15 protein-coding genes are annotated in these 14,960 nt (G+C 64.1%); 9 read left to right on the forward strand and 6 right to left on the reverse strand.

Features of this window, described 5'->3' with window-relative positions; translation table 11 throughout:
* Window positions 1-14 precede the first annotated feature (14 nt).
* The 4 genes from KO539_RS17880 (at window position 15) to KO539_RS17895 (ending at window position 4,187) form a co-directional block, all read left to right on the forward strand.
* A complete protein-coding gene (locus KO539_RS17880) occupies window positions 15-398 on the forward strand; it encodes a hypothetical protein (protein ID WP_219310788.1) in 384 nt (127 codons plus the stop codon).
* 108 nt (window positions 399-506) lie between these two features.
* Window positions 507-2,342, forward strand: a complete 1,836-nt coding sequence (gene msbA / locus KO539_RS17885; protein ID WP_219310789.1) for a lipid A export permease/ATP-binding protein MsbA — start codon at window positions 507-509, stop codon at window positions 2,340-2,342.
* A gap of 143 nt (window positions 2,343-2,485) precedes the next feature.
* Window positions 2,486-3,613, forward strand: a complete 1,128-nt coding sequence (locus tag KO539_RS17890; protein ID WP_219310790.1) for a toxin-antitoxin system YwqK family antitoxin — start codon at window positions 2,486-2,488, stop codon at window positions 3,611-3,613.
* A 79-nt stretch (window positions 3,614-3,692) separates the two neighbouring features.
* Window positions 3,693-4,187, forward strand: coding sequence for a MarR family winged helix-turn-helix transcriptional regulator (locus KO539_RS17895; RefSeq protein WP_219310791.1), 495 nt, complete (start codon window positions 3,693-3,695; stop codon window positions 4,185-4,187).
* Here the strand turns inward: KO539_RS17895 and KO539_RS17900 are convergent.
* Complete coding sequence (locus KO539_RS17900; RefSeq protein WP_219310792.1) at window positions 4,177-5,511, reverse strand: chloride channel protein; 1,335 nt, start codon at window positions 5,509-5,511, stop codon at window positions 4,177-4,179. The genes KO539_RS17895 and KO539_RS17900 overlap by 11 nt on opposite strands.
* Window positions 5,512-5,611: 100 nt before the next feature.
* Window positions 5,612-6,511 carry a transcriptional activator NhaR gene (gene nhaR, locus KO539_RS17905; RefSeq protein WP_035826183.1) on the reverse strand — a complete coding sequence of 300 codons (900 nt, stop codon included), beginning with the start codon at window positions 6,509-6,511 and terminating at the stop codon, window positions 5,612-5,614.
* Between the two features lie 159 nt (window positions 6,512-6,670).
* On the opposite strand from nhaR, the gene KO539_RS17910 reads away from it, so the two are divergent.
* Together KO539_RS17910 and KO539_RS17915 are read left to right on the forward strand one after the other, a co-directional pair.
* Window positions 6,671-7,633, forward strand: a complete 963-nt coding sequence (locus KO539_RS17910) for a TerC family protein (RefSeq protein WP_307789165.1) — start codon at window positions 6,671-6,673, stop codon at window positions 7,631-7,633.
* Between the two features lie 69 nt (window positions 7,634-7,702).
* Window positions 7,703-8,104, forward strand: a complete 402-nt coding sequence (locus KO539_RS17915) for a TerB family tellurite resistance protein (RefSeq protein ID WP_099402566.1) — start codon at window positions 7,703-7,705, stop codon at window positions 8,102-8,104.
* Between the two features lie 6 nt (window positions 8,105-8,110).
* Here the strand turns inward: KO539_RS17915 and KO539_RS17920 are convergent, their stop codons facing one another.
* Together KO539_RS17920 and KO539_RS17925 are read right to left on the reverse strand one after the other, a co-directional pair.
* A complete protein-coding gene (locus tag KO539_RS17920; protein WP_099402567.1) occupies window positions 8,111-8,464 on the reverse strand; it encodes a YnfA family protein in 354 nt (117 codons plus the stop codon).
* Entirely contained in the window at window positions 8,461-9,702 is a 1,242-nt protein-coding gene (locus KO539_RS17925) for a sugar diacid recognition domain-containing protein (protein ID WP_257626346.1), read from the reverse strand. The genes KO539_RS17920 and KO539_RS17925 overlap by 4 nt, the downstream gene beginning before the upstream one ends.
* Before the next feature lie 113 nt (window positions 9,703-9,815).
* On the opposite strand from KO539_RS17925, the gene KO539_RS17930 reads away from it, so the two are divergent.
* Together KO539_RS17930 and KO539_RS17935 are read left to right on the forward strand one after the other, a co-directional pair.
* The gene (locus KO539_RS17930; protein ID WP_219310793.1) at window positions 9,816-11,147 is read left to right on the forward strand and encodes an MFS transporter; all 1,332 of its coding nucleotides are present in this window, start codon (window positions 9,816-9,818) and stop codon (window positions 11,145-11,147) included.
* 37 nt (window positions 11,148-11,184) lie between these two features.
* Complete coding sequence (locus KO539_RS17935; protein ID WP_219310794.1) at window positions 11,185-12,453, forward strand: glycerate kinase; 1,269 nt, start codon at window positions 11,185-11,187, stop codon at window positions 12,451-12,453.
* Here the strand turns inward: KO539_RS17935 and KO539_RS17940 are convergent, their stop codons facing one another.
* Window positions 12,454-13,470, reverse strand: a complete 1,017-nt coding sequence (locus KO539_RS17940; RefSeq protein ID WP_219310795.1) for a zinc-binding alcohol dehydrogenase family protein — start codon at window positions 13,468-13,470, stop codon at window positions 12,454-12,456. It abuts the gene before it with no gap.
* A gap of 95 nt (window positions 13,471-13,565) precedes the next feature.
* Between KO539_RS17940 and KO539_RS17945 the strand changes: the two genes are divergently transcribed.
* Entirely contained in the window at window positions 13,566-14,480 is a 915-nt protein-coding gene (locus KO539_RS17945) for a LysR family transcriptional regulator (RefSeq protein WP_219310796.1), read from the forward strand.
* A 44-nt stretch (window positions 14,481-14,524) separates the two neighbouring features.
* On the opposite strand, the gene KO539_RS17950 is transcribed toward KO539_RS17945, so the two are convergent.
* Window positions 14,525-14,902 carry a cytochrome c gene (locus KO539_RS17950; protein ID WP_219310797.1) on the reverse strand — a complete coding sequence of 126 codons (378 nt, stop codon included), beginning with the start codon at window positions 14,900-14,902 and terminating at the stop codon, window positions 14,525-14,527.
* Window positions 14,903-14,960 lie beyond the last annotated feature (58 nt).

Here is a 14,960-nt window from a genome sequence, read left to right on the forward strand (position 1 = left end):
ACTAGGAGTTTTTCATGCGTATTCGTCCCGCCACCTTGCTGTCCGCCCTGATCTTCGGCAGCGTCGTCTTCAGCGCTTCCGCTTCCGCCGTCGGCCTGGGTTTCCTGGCCGATACGCCGATGGCTTACCTGAACAAGAACGACACGCCCGTCTTCGTCAAGGCCGTCACCGACGTGCTCAATGACAAGAAGGATGGCGAAGCCGTGCAATGGAGCAATGAAGGCTTGCGCAATTCCGTGCGCATCGCCGCCGGCATCACGGCCAGCGATACGCAAAAGACGGATGCGCAAACCTGCCGCAAGGTGCAGGTGGACTTGAGCGCCAAGGGCCAGGAGCAGACGCTCAAACTGAAGGTCTGCAAGGCCGGCACGGCCGCCTGGAAAGTGGCGAAGAGCTGATCGTCCGTGCAGTTCCCTTGCCGGTTCAACGCCGGCAAGGTGCGACTTTCTCATAAGTAAGTGTTGCAGCGGTTAGAATCACGCTTTACCCTCACTTTTCTCACCTGCATGCAGCAAAGTCGCCTCCTGTTCTTCCGCCTGGCCGGCCAGTTTCGCCGCTATGGCGCCATCGTTGCTGCCACCTTGCTGGCCGTGGGCGTGGCGTCCGCCACCGATGTGTTGTTAATCCGTCAGTTGCAAAACGTCGTCGACGCCATGCGCGCGACGGCCAGCACGCAGGTCGCGCCCGCGTCCGGCGTGATGGGCATGTTGCAGGGCTGGGTCGACCGTTTCTTGCCGGCACAGGCGGGGCAGGTGGACTTGTGGGTGATCCCCGCCACCATCCTGGGCCTGGCCGTGCTGCGCATGGTGTCGAGCTTTGCCGGCGATTATGGTTCCGTCTGGCTATCGAGCCGGGTGCAGGCCGATTTGCGCGAAAAGATGTTCGCCACCATCATGCGCCTGCCCAGCCGCTTTTTCGATACCACCACCACCAGTTTGACGCAGTCGCGCGTGGCCTTCGACGCCAGCCAGGTGTCGCAGGCGGGCTTGAACGTGCTCAACGTGATGGTGCGCGATTCCGTCGCCACCATCGGTTATTTGATCCTGCTGTTCAGCATCGACGTGAAACTGGCCCTGTTTTGCATGGCCTCGATGCCCATCGTGGCCATCGTCGTGACTCTGGCGGGACGCCGCATGCGCCACCTGAGCAAGAGTTCGCAGCAAGCCGTGGGCGAGCTGACCTCCGTGCTCGACGAAAGCATCGGCGGCCAGCGCGTCGTGAAAATCTTCGGCGGCCAGGATTATGAACAGGCGCGCTTCGTCGACGTGGTCAAGCGCAACCGCCAGCTGGCCGTCAAGCATGCTGCCACCTCGGCCATGAATTCCGGCTTCATCATGATGCTCGTCGGCATCACCCTCTCGTCCGTGATTTATTTCGCCATGCTGCGCGCGCAAAGCGGCGCCATCACGCCGGGCGCCTTCGTCGCCTTCATGGGCGCGTTGATGGCGATGCAGTCGCCGATCAAGAATTTGACGAAGATCAATGAACCGCTGCAGCGTGGCCTGGCGGCGGCCGAGTCCGTCTTCGGCCTGATCGACACGCCGCTGGAACCGGACCCGGGCACCATCGCGCCCGTCACGGTGCAGGGCAATCTGTCCTTGCAGAACGTGCACTTCCGCTACAACAGCGACGATCCCGATGCGCCCACGGCCTTGAGCGACATCACGCTCGACATCCGCGCCGGCGAAACGGTGGCCCTGGTGGGGGGCTCGGGCGGCGGCAAGACAACCTTGCTGGGCTTGCTGCCGCGCTTTTATGACGTCAGCGGCGGCCAGATCCTGCTCGACGGCGTGGACCTGCGCGACTACGCCTTGCTGGCCCTGCGGCGCCAGTTCGCCCTCGTCAGCCAGGATGTGATTTTGTTCAATGACACGATGGCGGCGAATATCGCGTATGGCGACCCGGCCCCGGACCAGGACAGAATCGAAGCATCGGCGCGCGCCGCCTACGCGCACGACTTCATCATGCAGTTGCCGCAAGGCTACGCCACCCAGGCGGGGCAGAATGGTTCGCGCTTGTCGGGCGGACAACGCCAGCGCCTGGCCATCGCCCGCGCCCTGTACAAGGATGCGCCGATTTTGCTGCTGGACGAAGCGACCAGCGCGCTGGACACGGAGTCGGAGCGTTCCGTGCAGGCGGCGCTGGAAGTGCTGATGCGCAACCGCACCACCATCGTCATCGCCCACAGGCTGTCGACCATCGAAAGCGCCGACCGCATCGTCGTCATGCAGGGCGGCCGCCTGGTGGAAGCGGGCAGCCACACGGACTTGCTGCGGCAGGGCGGCGCGTATGCGCGCCTGCATGCGAGCCAGCTGTCTCCCGTCAAGGATGGCTTGGGCTGAAACTGCGCACGCGCACCCGCCAGGCCGGAGCCGGACCAGCAGGTTCGTCCCGGCCTTTTTTCATGGGGCGGCAATCGTGCCCATGGCGAACGGCGCTTGCCTTTATGATGATGGCCGCAAAGCAATATGATCAATGGAGCAACATGAAGAATCAACACACGCTGCGCTGGCTGCTGGCCGCCGCGCTGGCCATGGGCGCAGCCCTGCCACTGGCGGCACAGGAGCAGTCCACGGCGCCAAAACCAACGCCCACACTACAGGAGGAAGACCACACCATGTATCTGGATGAAAATTTCATGCCGAGCAACCAGCGCCGCGCCGTGTATGCGCTGCGCACGCCGCCCGTGCGCGACGAGGCGCTGGGCGCCTGGCATGTGCGCCTCGAATTTCCCGACACGCCAGGTACTTTGGCCTTTGAAACCTACACCACGGACCTGGACCTGAGCCAGGTCAGGTTCGTGCGTTTCCGCAAGTATTACTACGAGAATGGCCAGCTGCTGCGCGAAACCTACTTCAATGCCCAAGGCGAGGAGTTGCTCGGCGGCTGCGTGTACTTCGAGAATGGCCAGGTCCAGCAGCGGGTGACCGCCTTGCCGAACGGGCGCGACAGCATTTCGGAAACGTATCACGAGAATGGCCAGCTGGCGCACAAGACGCTGTATCACGGCGACGAGATGGCCGATGGCGAGCATGTGTCGTATGGCGCGAATGGGGCCGTCAGCAGCCGCTCGTATCGACGCAATGGCCAGATGGATGGCGTGCAGGAATCGTTTTATGACGATGGCAAGCTGTTCCAACGGGGACAGTTCGTCGATGGCCAACGCGAGGGCGAGTTCGTCACGTATGCGCAGGACGGCAGCGTGCTGGCCAGGACCGTGTGGGTGCACGGCCAGCCCGATGGCTGGTCGTTTGAAAGCCATGGCAATGGCGTCATGTCGAACAAAACGCTGTACCAGAAAGGTGCCGTGCTCAGCTTGCAAACGTGGGGGCCGAGTGGCCGGCCCGTGTTTGCCTGGCAGAAAGACGCGCAGGGGCGCGACCATGGCGATACGACGGACTGGCATGCCAACGGCGTGCGCGCCAGCGTGACCCCGTTTGTCGAAGGCCAGCGCCACGGCTTGCTGCAAACCTGGTACAGCGATGGCAGCCTGCGGCAGATCGTGCCATACGAGCACGGCAAGAAGCACGGCATCGAGCGCCAGTGGGACCAGGCCGGCAAGCAGGTGCTGGAGCAGGCATGGCGTGACGGTCAGCCCGTAACAGGCAGTTAGTTCCGCGCCGCCATTGCAGGTATCATGCAGGGATTCCGGCCCGCCAGCAGGCGTGAAGCCGGTGGGATAACTGGAGGCAATGGTGGTGGAAGCGGAAGTTTCGGCGTTGGCCAGGGCGCAAGGCATGGCCTTGCAAAACATGCGCGTCGTCATGCGCGCGGCGCAGCGCCACTCGGCGCAGATCGAGAAACAATGCGGCGTGTCGGGCGCGCAATTGTGGGTGATGCAGGAATTGCTGGAGCGGCCGGGCCTGCGCATGGGCGAGCTGGCCAGCAAGATGTCGATCCATCAAACGACGGCCAGCAACCTGGTCGAGGCGCTGGTCAAGAAAGCCTATGTGCGCAAGGCGCGCGACCAGCCCGACCAGCGCGTGGTCACGCTCACCCTGACGGCGGAGGGGCAGGCCGTGATCGCCGGCGCGCCGCAGCCGGCGCGCGGCTTGCTCCCCAGCGCGCTGAGCCAGCTCGATGCCGACAGCCTGGCGCAGCTGAACCAGGGCTTGAGCGCCTTGCTGGCCGTCGTCGCTCCCGATGACAGGCAGGCGGGCATGCAGCCGTTTCCGTTTACGATGTAGTTTCCCTGCTGGCCTGCGGCAGCCGCTGCAACTGCAGCTGCGCCAGCGCTCCATACAGCGGTTCGCTGAGCACGCGCGAGACGGTGCTGGCGACGACGGCGCAGGCCATCAGGCTCAGCACCATGCCGTGGCCATCGACCATTTCCATGACAATGATAAAAGCCGTCAGCGGCGCCTGCGTGGCGGCGGCCAGGAAACCCACCATGCCCAGTGCGATCAGCGCGGGCGCGTGCGGGTAGTGCAGCAGCACGGCGATATCGTGGCCGATGCCGGCGCCGATGGCCAGGGACGGCGCAAAAATGCCGGCCGGTACGCCCGACCAGACGGTCAGCCACGTGGCCACATATTTGAAGGCGACAAAGGCGGGCGCCATGTCGGACGAGCCTTCCAGCATGGCGCGCGTGGCCACGGTGCCGCTGCCGAACGTGGCGCCGTGGCTGGCGATGCCGATGGCCGCCACCAGCACACCGCAGACGGCGGCGAACAGCACGGGCCGGCCCTTTCTCCACGCGGACAATTTTCCCAGCGGATTGCCCCTCGCGGACGCCAGCAGCAGCCGCGCAAACAGGCCGCCCGCCACGCCCGCGATCAGGGTGACGAGTAAACCCGGCAAGGCCAGCGCCAGGCCGATGGGGCCGGGGTGGATGATGCCGAAGTGGGTGGCGTTGCCGTGGATGGACACGGCCATCATGCCGGCCAGCACGATGCCAGCGACGATGAGGCCGCTGTTGCGCTGCTCGGGCGAGCGTGAGAGTTCCTCGATGGCAAACATGACGCCGGCCAGCGGCGTGTTGAAGGCGGCCGCGATGCCGGCCGCGCCGCCAGCCACCAGCAGCGAATGGGCGCTCACCTGCGAGTGGCGCGGCAGCCAGCGGCGCGCGGCCAGCATCACGCCGGCGGCGATTTGCACGGACGGGCCTTCGCGCCCCAGCGAGAGTCCGCCCAGCAAGCCGCCCGCCGTCAGGACGATTTTCGCGGCACTGAGTTTCAGGGACACGAACAGCGAGCGCTGTTCGGGCGCCACGGCCGGGTCCAGCGTCGCCATCACTTGCGGGATGCCGGAGCCGGCCGCGCCCATCGCATAGCGGCGCGTCAGCCAGACGAGCAGGGCGGCGCAGGCTGGCGTCCACAGCAGGGCGAACCACCAGGCTTTGCCGTTAAAAAACAGGAACAGGTCCAGCGCTTCCTCCGCCAGCCACGTAAAACCGACGACGACAAGGCCCGCGATGGCGGCCATGCCGACGACGACGGCGCGCGACCACCACAGGCGCGGGTTGGCAAATTCATGCTTGAAGGCAGAGGGAATATCGTGCAAGTGCTTCATCGCGGCAAGTCCAGGAAGGGGCGCGCAGGGCGTCGGGGAGACTTGCCATTATATAGATGTATTTGCTCAAATGTATTTATGGCTTGCGGTTTTGCGGCTGTTACACAAACAGCTCATGCCGCGCGCTCTGGCTGATGGCGATGGTGGCCGGGTGGCTCAAACGCCGTTCCGTGGTGATCGCATACACCTGCTCGACGAGGCTGTCGACCCGGCCCAGCGCCACCACGGCGTATTGCTCGCACACCTGGGGCGCGATGACAGTGGGGGCGAAGAACAGGCCGGCGCCGGACTGGCCGAACGCTTTCATCATGGCGCTGTCGTCGAACTCGCCAACGATGCGCGGGTGCAGATTGTTGTCGCCCAGCCATTGCAGCAAGCGCCCGTAAATGGCGAAGTCTTCGCCGGGCAGCAGCAGCGGCGCCCCATCGAGGCACTGCGGAAAGTCCCCCGTCAGGGTGGCGGCCAGGGCTTGTGTGCCGAACAGGGTCATGCCGCTTTCACCGAGCAAATGGTTAAAGCCGCGCACGCTCAAGTGGGCCGGCATGGGGCGGTCCGCCATGATCAGGTCGAGCCGGTGTACGGCCAGGTCCGCCAGCAGGCTGGCCAGCCTGCCTTCGCGGCAAATGATGCGCAGCGGCTCGGCCAGTCCCAGCGCCGGCGCGACGAGGCGGCAAGCGATCAGTTTCGACACGGAATCGGCGCAGCCCACGCGAAACGTCGTCGTCGTGGTGCGCGACTGGTCGCGCACGATTTCCAGCAATTCATCGCCCGTGCTGAAAATGCTTTCGGCATGGCTGAGGATGCGCCTGCCCGTGTCCGTCAATTCCAGCTGGCGCCCGCTGCGGCGGAACAGTTCCACGCCCAGGGTATCGGCAAACTCGCTGAGCTGCCCGGAAATCGATTGCGGCGTCAGGTGCAGCTGCTCGGCCGCGCGCGCGATGCTGCCCGTCTTGGCCACCATCCAGAAATAGCGCAAGTGCTTGAAGTTGAGTGTCGACATGGGTTTTCCCGGCAGGTTAATACATCGAATTTTTCGATGTATTCTTAAATTATATTCGATTTGTTCGATGTTTATATTCAGACTATGATGGCTGCTCAATTCATGCAAGGAGAGTGTCATGGACTTCAGGATACAAACAGACAGTTGCGGAGGCCGCCGATGAACGGCTTGGAAAGTATTGCAACGGCACCCATGTGGGCCGGCTTCATCGCCTTTGTTCTGGTGATGCTGGCGCTGGACTTGTTCGTCTTCGGCGGCAACAAGGCGCACAAGGTCAGCGTCAAGGAAGCGGCGACGTGGTCGCTCGTGTGGGTCAGCCTGGCCCTGCTGTTCAACGGCGGCCTGTGGTGGTATCTGAACGGCACGGCCGGTCCCGAGATCGCCAACCAGAAGGCGCTGGAGTTTTTCTCCGGCTACCTGATCGAGAAAGCCCTGTCGGTCGATAACGTGTTCGTCTTTCTGCTGATCTTCAGCGCCTTCCAGGTGCCGATCCAGTACCAGCGCCGCGTGTTGATTTATGGCGTGCTGGGCGCGATCGTCATGCGCGCCGTGATGATCATGGCCGGTGCGTGGGTGGTGAGCGAGTTCAGCTGGGTGTTGTACCTGTTCGGCGCCTTCCTGTTGATTACCGGCATGCGCATGCTGGTGGCGGCCGACGCGGAGCCGGACGTGGCGAACAACCCGGTGCTGCGTTTTGCCCGCCGCCACTTGCGGGTGGCGGACGGCGACCACGGTGAGCGTTTCTTCGTGGCAAAGGGTGGTTTGCGTTATGTCACGCCGCTGTTCCTGGTGCTGATCCTGATCGAGGTGACGGATTTGGTGTTTGCGGTGGACTCGATCCCGGCGATTTTCGCCATCACGACGGATCCGTTCATCGTCTTCACGTCGAACCTGTTCGCCATCATGGGATTGCGCGCCCTGTACTTCCTGCTGGTGGACGTGGCTGACCGTTTCCACATGCTCAAGTATGGCCTGGCGATGGTGCTGGTGTTCATCGGCGCCAAGATGCTGATCATGCCGTGGTACCACGTGCCGGTGGAAGCATCGTTGCTGGTGGTGGCAGTGCTGATCGTGGCTAGCTGCGTGGCGAGCGTGTTCATCACCCGCAGCGACAAGAAGTAAATGCGGTACGGCGCGCCCCGCCTGGCGGTGGCGCGCCTTTTAATTAACTAATAGAAAGAATAGAAAATCATGCGTACATATGAAGTAAATAGTCCCCAGGCAGCGGGACGTATTTTGGCCCTGATGATGGTGGTCGATGGCAACCTGGCCAGCGCCGAGTTGCAAGCGATGCACCGCAGCAAGATCCTCGAACATATCGACCTGGAACCGGCCGCCTTCCAGCAACTGCTGCAAGACTTGTGCGACGACATGCTGACCTCGACCGTGCATGGCGCCGTCCAGCTGGCCAATGGCGTGATCGACAGCCTGCTCGACGAAATCGCCGACCCCGACTTGCGCCGCAAGCTGCTGCAAGCCATGTGGAAGATCGCCGACGCGGACGACTGGCTGGCCGATGGCGAAGCCGTGTTGCTGGCCCGCGCCAGCGCGGCGTGGTCGGCGGAAACGAACTTCCGCGCGCACGCCGCCTGAGGCGCATCAAGCCGTCTTGTGTCCCATGGCAATGACGGCGGCGCCGGCCAGGGCCAGGCCCACGCCGGCGATGTCGGTCCAGGCCGGCGTGACGCCGTCCACCAGCCACAGCCATCCCAGCGCCGTGGCGATATAGATGGCGCCATACGTGGCGTACACGCGGCCGCTGGCGGCCGGATGCAAGGTCAGCAGCCACACGAAGACCAGCAAGCTGATGGCGGCCGGCAACAGCAGCCAGGCGCTGCCCTTGTTGCTCAGCCACAGCATGGGCAGGTAGCAGCCCAGCAGTTCGGCCACGGCCGTGACGGTAAACAGCCCGAAGGTGCGGGCCAGTCCTGTCCACTCAATGGCGTCGTTCATTGCATTCCTGTTTTTTCAGTCGAGCCGCCATTGTAGACGGTCGAGCCTTCATTGAGCTGCAGGGCAACATACAGCAGCAAACGGTCATCCGTCTCATCCAGGTCCAGCCCCGTCAGTTCGGCGATCTTTTGCAGCCGGTAATCGAGGGTGTTGCGGTGGATGTGCAGGGCCCTGGCCGTGGCCATCGGGTGGCTGTGGTGGCGGAACCAGGCGGCCAGGGTGCGCATCAGGGTGCCCGACTTGCGGTCGTGCGCCTGCAGGCGCGCCAGGGTCTGGCGCAATTGCTCCGCCTGCCAACCGGCTTGCAGGCCGGACAGCAGCACGGGCAGGCTCAGTTCCAGATAGGAAAAAGTAGCTTGCCCGGCATCGCGGGCGCGCCCCACGCGCGCCGTCTGCTTCGCCGATTCATACGAGGCCGTCGCGCCATCGAGGCCCGGCAAGGCCACGCCCATGGACAGGGTGGCGGGCGGCGTGAGCGCCTGCTGCGCCACCTGGTGCAGTTCGAGCAGGCGCTGCCTGGCTTGCGCCGCGCGCGCCTGCTGCGGGCCGCTGGCGGGAAAGGCGTCGAGCAATACCAGTTCGCCCGGCGAGACGACGGCCATCAGCAGGGACGGCCAGCGGGCCGACAGGTCGGACTGCACTTGCTGCAGCTGCGTCAGCACCTGGTCCAGCCGTTCGCCCAGGCCGTCTCCCGCAGCGGGAATTTCCAGCACGAACATGGCGCGCGGCACGCGCAGGTCGACGGCCAGGCGCGCCGCCCACGCCTGCATACTGGCGTCCGAAATGCCCGTGCGGTAGACGAGCTGGAACACGAACTCCTCGCGGTAGCGTTTTTCGTGCTGCAACTCGCTGACCAGCCGCGCCTGTTCCAGCATCATTTCCGCCATGGCGCGCACCAGTTCGCCGAACTGGCGCACGGCGTCCGGTTCGCCCGTCAGGCCCAGCACGCCGCAAATCTCGCCGCGCACCGTCAGGGGCAGGTTGATGCCGGCCCGCGTGCCGGGCAGCCGGGCCATGTCGGCCGCGCCGATTTCCACGCTGGCGCGCCGGGCCAGCGCCAGTTGCGCGCCCGGATGCAGGTCGCCCACGCGCTGCGGATCGCCGCTGGCCAGGATCACGCCGCGCGCATCGATAACGTTCACGCTGAAGGGAATGATATGCATGGTGCGCCGCACGATGTCTTGCGCCAGAGGGAAGTCAATGTTCGGCATGGGGTGGTCCGTTTTGTGCATTTGCATGGAATCATTCGATTGGATGCCCAATTTCTTAGGGCATCCGCACGATGACTGTTTCTGCCGTCGATTGTACGATGGGCTGGTCGCATCCCATAAAAAATAGTCAGGAGACACCCATGACCACCCAACCAGGCGCCAGCCTGTCCGCCGGCGCGTCCGCGCAGGACCGCGTGCGCGAAGGCGCCTACCGCAAGGTCACCTTGCATCTGATCCCCTTCATCTTCATCTGCTACCTGTTCAATTACCTGGACCGGGTGAATGTCGGCTTTGCCAAGCTGCAAATGCTCGATGCGCTGCAATGGAGCGAAAGCGTGTACGGCCTGGGCGCCGGCATTTTCTTCATCGGCTACGTGGCCAGCGGCGTGCCCAGCAATCTGCTGCTGCACCGCCTGGGCGCGCGCAAGGTCATCGGCACCCTGATGATCGCCTGGGGCATCGCTTCGGCCTGCCTGATGTTCATCACCACGCCGGCCGCGTTTTACTCGCTGCGCTTCATCACGGGCGTGTTCGAGGCGGGTTTCTTCCCCGGTATCGTGCTGTACTTTACGAACTGGTACCCCGCGTCGCGCCGGGGCCGCATCATGGGTCTGTTCATGTCGGCCATTCCCATTTCCGGCTTGCTGGGCAGCCCCTTGTCGGGCTGGATGATGCAGTCGTTCGCGGGCCACGGCGGCCTGGCCGGCTGGCAATGGATGTTCCTGCTGCAAGGCATACCCACCGTGCTGCTGGGCTTTCTCGTGTATGTGCTGCTGAACGACGGCATCGCCCAGGCGAAGTGGCTGACTACGGAAGAAAAGCAGCTGCTGCGCGCTGACCTCGACGAGGATGAGCGCCAGCGCCGCAACAGCGCGAATACGGCCGACACCTTTGCCAGCGTCTTGCGCAACAAGCACGTGTGGATGCTGGGCCTCGTGTATTTCTGCATCCAGATGGGGGTGTACGCGATCAACTTCTGGCTGCCCACCATCGTCAAGTCGCTCGGTTTTGCCAGCCCCGTGGCCGTGGGCTGGATCAGCGCCATTCCCTACCTGTGCGCCAGCATCTTCATGATCTGGGCGGGCCGTTCGGCAGACAAGCACAAGGAACGCCGCTGGCATTTGAGCGGCCCCCTGCTGATGGCGCTGTGCGGCTTGCTGCTGGCGACACAGGCGCACGGCAACGTGGTCATCGCCCTGATCGGCCTGTCGCTGGCGACCATGGGCGCGCTGTCCGGCCTGCCCATGTTCTGGCCTTTGCCGACGGCGTTTCTCGGCAGCGCGGCGGCGGCCGGCGGCCTGGCACTGATCAACTCGCTGGGCCAGGTGGCCGGCTTCGTCAGCCCCTTCCTCGTCGGCTGGATCAAGGATGCGACGGGCGGCACCGACGTGGCCCTGTATATTCTTTCCGCAGTCATGCTGCTGGGCGCCATACTGGTGCTGCGCGTTCCCGCGCGGACTGTGAATCGTTGAGTGAACCGCTGATGCCATCGAACCGGAGGAATAGACCATGACGACGACCCCACCGCCGCGCGCCTTGCTGCAAGCCATGTTCCAGGCCGCCATCGCAGCGGCCCAGCCATCGCACTGCATCCCGCCCCATCTGCCGCCAGCGCCCAAGGGGCGCCTGATCGTCATCGGCGCCGGCAAGGCGTCGGCCGCCATGGCGCAAGCCGTGGAACAGCACTGGCCGGGGCCGCTGTCGGGATTGGTGGTCACGCGCTACGGCTATGCCGTGCCGTGCGAGCGCATCGAGATCGTCGAAGCGTCACACCCCGTGCCGGACCAGGCCGGCATGGACGCGGCGCGGCGCATGCTCGAGCTGGTCGGCAATTTGCAAGCCGACGATACCGTGCTGTGTCTGATTTCGGGCGGCGGCTCGTCGCTGCTGGCCTTGCCCCTGGACGGCATTACTTTGGCCGACAAGCAGGCATTGAACCGCGCGCTGCTGGCGTCCGGCGCCACCATCGGCGAAATGAATTGCGTGCGCCGGCATTTGTCCGCCATCAAGGGCGGTAGATTGGCGGCTGCCTGCCATCCGGCGCAAGTCATCACTTTGGCCATTTCTGACGTGCCTGGCGACAAGTTGGGCGACATCGCTTCCGGTCCCACGGTCGGCGACGCCACGACGTGCGATGACGCGCTGGCCATCGTGCGCCGCTATGGCATGGACTTGCCGGACAGCATACGCACAACCTTGGAAAGCGGGCGCGGCGAATCCGTGAAACCCGATGACCCGCGCCTGGCCCGCACGCGCACGACCCTGATCGCCACGCCGCAGATGGCGCTGGAAGCGGCCGCAGCGGTGGCGCGCGCGGCCGGCGTCACGCCATATATATTAGGCGACAGCCTGGAGGGCGAGGCGCGCGACGTGGGCAAGGTAATGGCCGGCATCACGCTGCAAACGGCCTTGCGGGGCCAGCCGTTTCCCGCCCCGTGCGTGCTGCTGTCGGGCGGCGAAACGACGGTCACCGTGCGCGGCAATGGCCGCGGCGGGCGCAACGTGGAATTCCTGCTGGCGCTGGGCATCGCGCTCGATGGCCACGCGGGCATCCACGCGCTGGCCGGCGACACGGATGGCGTCGATGGCCAGGAAGACATCGCCGGCGCGGTGCTGGCGCCCGACACCCTGCAACGGGCCTGGGCGCTGGGCATCAAACCCCGCGATAGCCTCGACAACAACGATGGCCACGGCTTCTTCCAGGCGCTGGGCGATAGCGTGATCACGGGCCCGACCTTGACGAACGTCAATGATTTCCGGGCCATCCTGATTACCTGATTAATTAAACCCTTCCAGCACGATCTTTCCCTTCGCCGTATTGCTTTCCAGCAGGGCATGCGCGCGTTTCAAATTCGTGGCATTGATCGTGCCGAAGCGCTCGGCCAGGGTGGTCTTGATGACACCCGCATCCACCAGTTGCGCCAATTCATCGAGCAATTCATGCTGCTTGACCATGTCGGCCGTCTGGAACAGCGAACGTGTAAACATCAGTTCCCAGTGCAGCGACACGCTCTTGCCCTTGAACTTGCGCACGTCGATGTGCTCGGGGTCGTCGATCAGGGCGAACTTGCCCTGTGGCGCGATCAGTTCGACGATTTGCTCGAAATGCTTGTCGGTCTGGTTCAGGCTGATCACGTAATCGACGGGCGGTAAACCCAGGCGCGTGATTTCCCCCGCTAGCGGCAGGCTGTGGTCGATCACGTGGTGGGCGCCCAGTTCCTTCACCCAGGCTGCCGTTTCCGTGCGCGACGCCGTGCCGATGATGGTGACACCTGTCAACTGCCGCGCCAGTTGCACCAGCACGGAACCGACGCCGCCAGCCGCGCCGATCACCAGCAGCGACTTGCCCGTCAGGCTCTTGTCGCGGCTGATTTGCAGGCGGTCGAACAGCAATTCCCAGGCCGTGATCGCCGTGAGCGGCAGGGCGGCGGCCGGCGCAAAGTCCAGGCTGGCCGGCATGTGGCCGACGATGCGTTCGTCGACCAGCTGGAATTCGCTATTGCTGCCGGGGCGGTTGATGGCGCCCGCGTACCAGACCTTGTCGCCGACCTGGAACAGGGTCACGTCGGGGCCGACAGCGGTGACGACGCCGGCCGCATCCCAGCCCAGCACTTCCGGCTGGCCCACTTTCGGCGCGCGGTTCTTGCGCACCTTGGTGTCGACGGGATTGACGGAGATGGCCTTGACGGCGACGAGCAGTTCGCGTCCCGTGGCGACGGGCACGGGCAGCTCGATGTCGAACAGGGCGTTGGCATCCGTGATGGGCAGGCTGTGGTGGTAGGCGATGGCTTTCATGTTCTTCCTCGTTGAGTTGATACCGTATGATGGTGGCAATGCCGGCCTGGAAACAGGGGGCGCGTACCGAAACACTTTCAAAGGAATGCTGAAAATTGCTGCGACTCGATGACTTGCAGGTATTTGTGCGCACGGCCGACCGCGGCAGTTTGTCGGCGGCCGCGCGCGAGCTCGGCATTTCGCCCGCGTTGGCCAGCGCCGCCGTCAAGCGCCTGGAAGGGGAGCTGGGCTTGCGCCTGCTGGCCCGTACGACCCGTTCGCTGAGCCTGACGCCGGAAGGCACGCAATACCTGGAACACGCGCGCGAAGCGTTGCGCCTGCTGCGCGCAGGCCACGATGCGCTGCTGGCCGGTAAGGACAGTTTCGGCGGAACCTTGAAAATTGCCATGCCCTCGGACCTGGGCCGCAACCTGATGCTGGGCTGGCTGGACGAGTTCCAGCTGCGCCATCCGAAACTGCATTACCAGCTCAGCGTCAGCGACCGGGTGGCCGACATGGTGCGCCAGCAAGTCGACGTGGCCATCCGCTATGGCCAGCAAGATGATTCGAGCCTGATCGCCATGCCGCTCGCGCCCGCCAACGACCGGGTGCTGGTGGCGTCGCCCGCCTACCTGCGCGAATACGGCCCCCTGCTGGCGCTGGAAGACTTGTCGCAGCGCAATTGCCTGCGCTTCGCCCTGGAAGACGGCTTGCATGACCGCTGGACCTTTTACCGCCTGCCCCAGCGCGAGCAAGTGACGGTGTCCGTCAGCGGCAACCGCAGTGCCGACGATGCCGACCTGGTGCGCCGCTGGGCCGTGGCGGGGCTGGGCATCGCTTACAAATCGCGGCTCGACGTGGCTGGCGACCTGGCCGCCGGCCGTTTGCAAGCGCTGTTGCCCGAGGTGGCGGGCGAGGCGACGCCCTTGCACCTGGTCTGCACGCACCGGGCGCAGGTGACGCCGCTGGTGCTGCAGTTGCGCGATTTCCTGCGCGATCAATGCGCGCAGCTATTGAAACAGCAAGATTGAGCGGAGCTTATTCCTTCGCAGGGTGCCCGCCGCGCATCTGAATATCATCGATTCTTTAAAATCACCTCACTCATGTATTGATTCAAATCGCGAAAATCCTTTACCCGCCAGGCATATGGCGCGATCTTGACGCCATTCTCTTTCAAGGTCTTTGGAATCAAATCGCCATTCGGACGCAGTATGACCGACGATACGATTACGCCCGGATAATCCTTCAGGCGTTTTTTGAACGCGGCGCTTGTCAGGTCAGGCGTGGGAGGCGTGCTTTTATTCGCCAATGGCCCGGTGCCCTTGATCTCCGCGCCATGGCACACGGCACAGCGCTGGACATACAGCGTTTTCCCATTCAGATTCTCCGCCAGGACTGACGGCGTTTGAATCAGCGATAGCGTTCCTAATGCAGCGATAAATAATATTTTCATTTCTTTTAAATGTGGACGTATTGTATGGATAATGTCTGGTTCGAGAGAACATACGCAA

The sequence above is a fragment of the Janthinobacterium sp. NKUCC06_STL genome (assembly GCF_019345455.1).
GTDB lineage: Bacteria > Pseudomonadota > Gammaproteobacteria > Burkholderiales > Burkholderiaceae_D > Janthinobacterium > Janthinobacterium rivuli.

Excerpts from the sequence above, each read along its gene's own strand:
- KO539_RS17880 (WP_219310788.1), top strand. The coding sequence starts at position 15 with ATGCGTATTCGTCCCGCCACCTTGCTGTCCGCCCTGATCTTCGGCAGC.
- msbA (WP_219310789.1), top strand. The coding sequence starts at position 507 with ATGCAGCAAAGTCGCCTCCTGTTCTTCCGCCTGGCCGGCCAGTTTCGC.
- KO539_RS17890 (WP_219310790.1), top strand. The coding sequence starts at position 2,486 with ATGAAGAATCAACACACGCTGCGCTGGCTGCTGGCCGCCGCGCTGGCC.
- KO539_RS17895 (WP_219310791.1), top strand. The coding sequence starts at position 3,693 with ATGGTGGTGGAAGCGGAAGTTTCGGCGTTGGCCAGGGCGCAAGGCATG.
- KO539_RS17900 (WP_219310792.1), bottom strand. The coding sequence starts at position 5,511 with ATGAAGCACTTGCACGATATTCCCTCTGCCTTCAAGCATGAATTTGCC.
- nhaR (WP_035826183.1), bottom strand. The coding sequence starts at position 6,511 with ATGTCGACACTCAACTTCAAGCACTTGCGCTATTTCTGGATGGTGGCC.
- KO539_RS17910 (WP_307789165.1), top strand. The coding sequence starts at position 6,671 with ATGAACGGCTTGGAAAGTATTGCAACGGCACCCATGTGGGCCGGCTTC.
- KO539_RS17915 (WP_099402566.1), top strand. The coding sequence starts at position 7,703 with ATGCGTACATATGAAGTAAATAGTCCCCAGGCAGCGGGACGTATTTTG.
- KO539_RS17920 (WP_099402567.1), bottom strand. The coding sequence starts at position 8,464 with ATGAACGACGCCATTGAGTGGACAGGACTGGCCCGCACCTTCGGGCTG.
- KO539_RS17925 (WP_257626346.1), bottom strand. The coding sequence starts at position 9,702 with ATGCAAATGCACAAAACGGACCACCCCATGCCGAACATTGACTTCCCT.
- KO539_RS17930 (WP_219310793.1), top strand. The coding sequence starts at position 9,816 with ATGACCACCCAACCAGGCGCCAGCCTGTCCGCCGGCGCGTCCGCGCAG.
- KO539_RS17935 (WP_219310794.1), top strand. The coding sequence starts at position 11,185 with ATGACGACGACCCCACCGCCGCGCGCCTTGCTGCAAGCCATGTTCCAG.
- KO539_RS17940 (WP_219310795.1), bottom strand. The coding sequence starts at position 13,470 with ATGAAAGCCATCGCCTACCACCACAGCCTGCCCATCACGGATGCCAAC.
- KO539_RS17950 (WP_219310797.1), bottom strand. The coding sequence starts at position 14,902 with ATGAAAATATTATTTATCGCTGCATTAGGAACGCTATCGCTGATTCAA.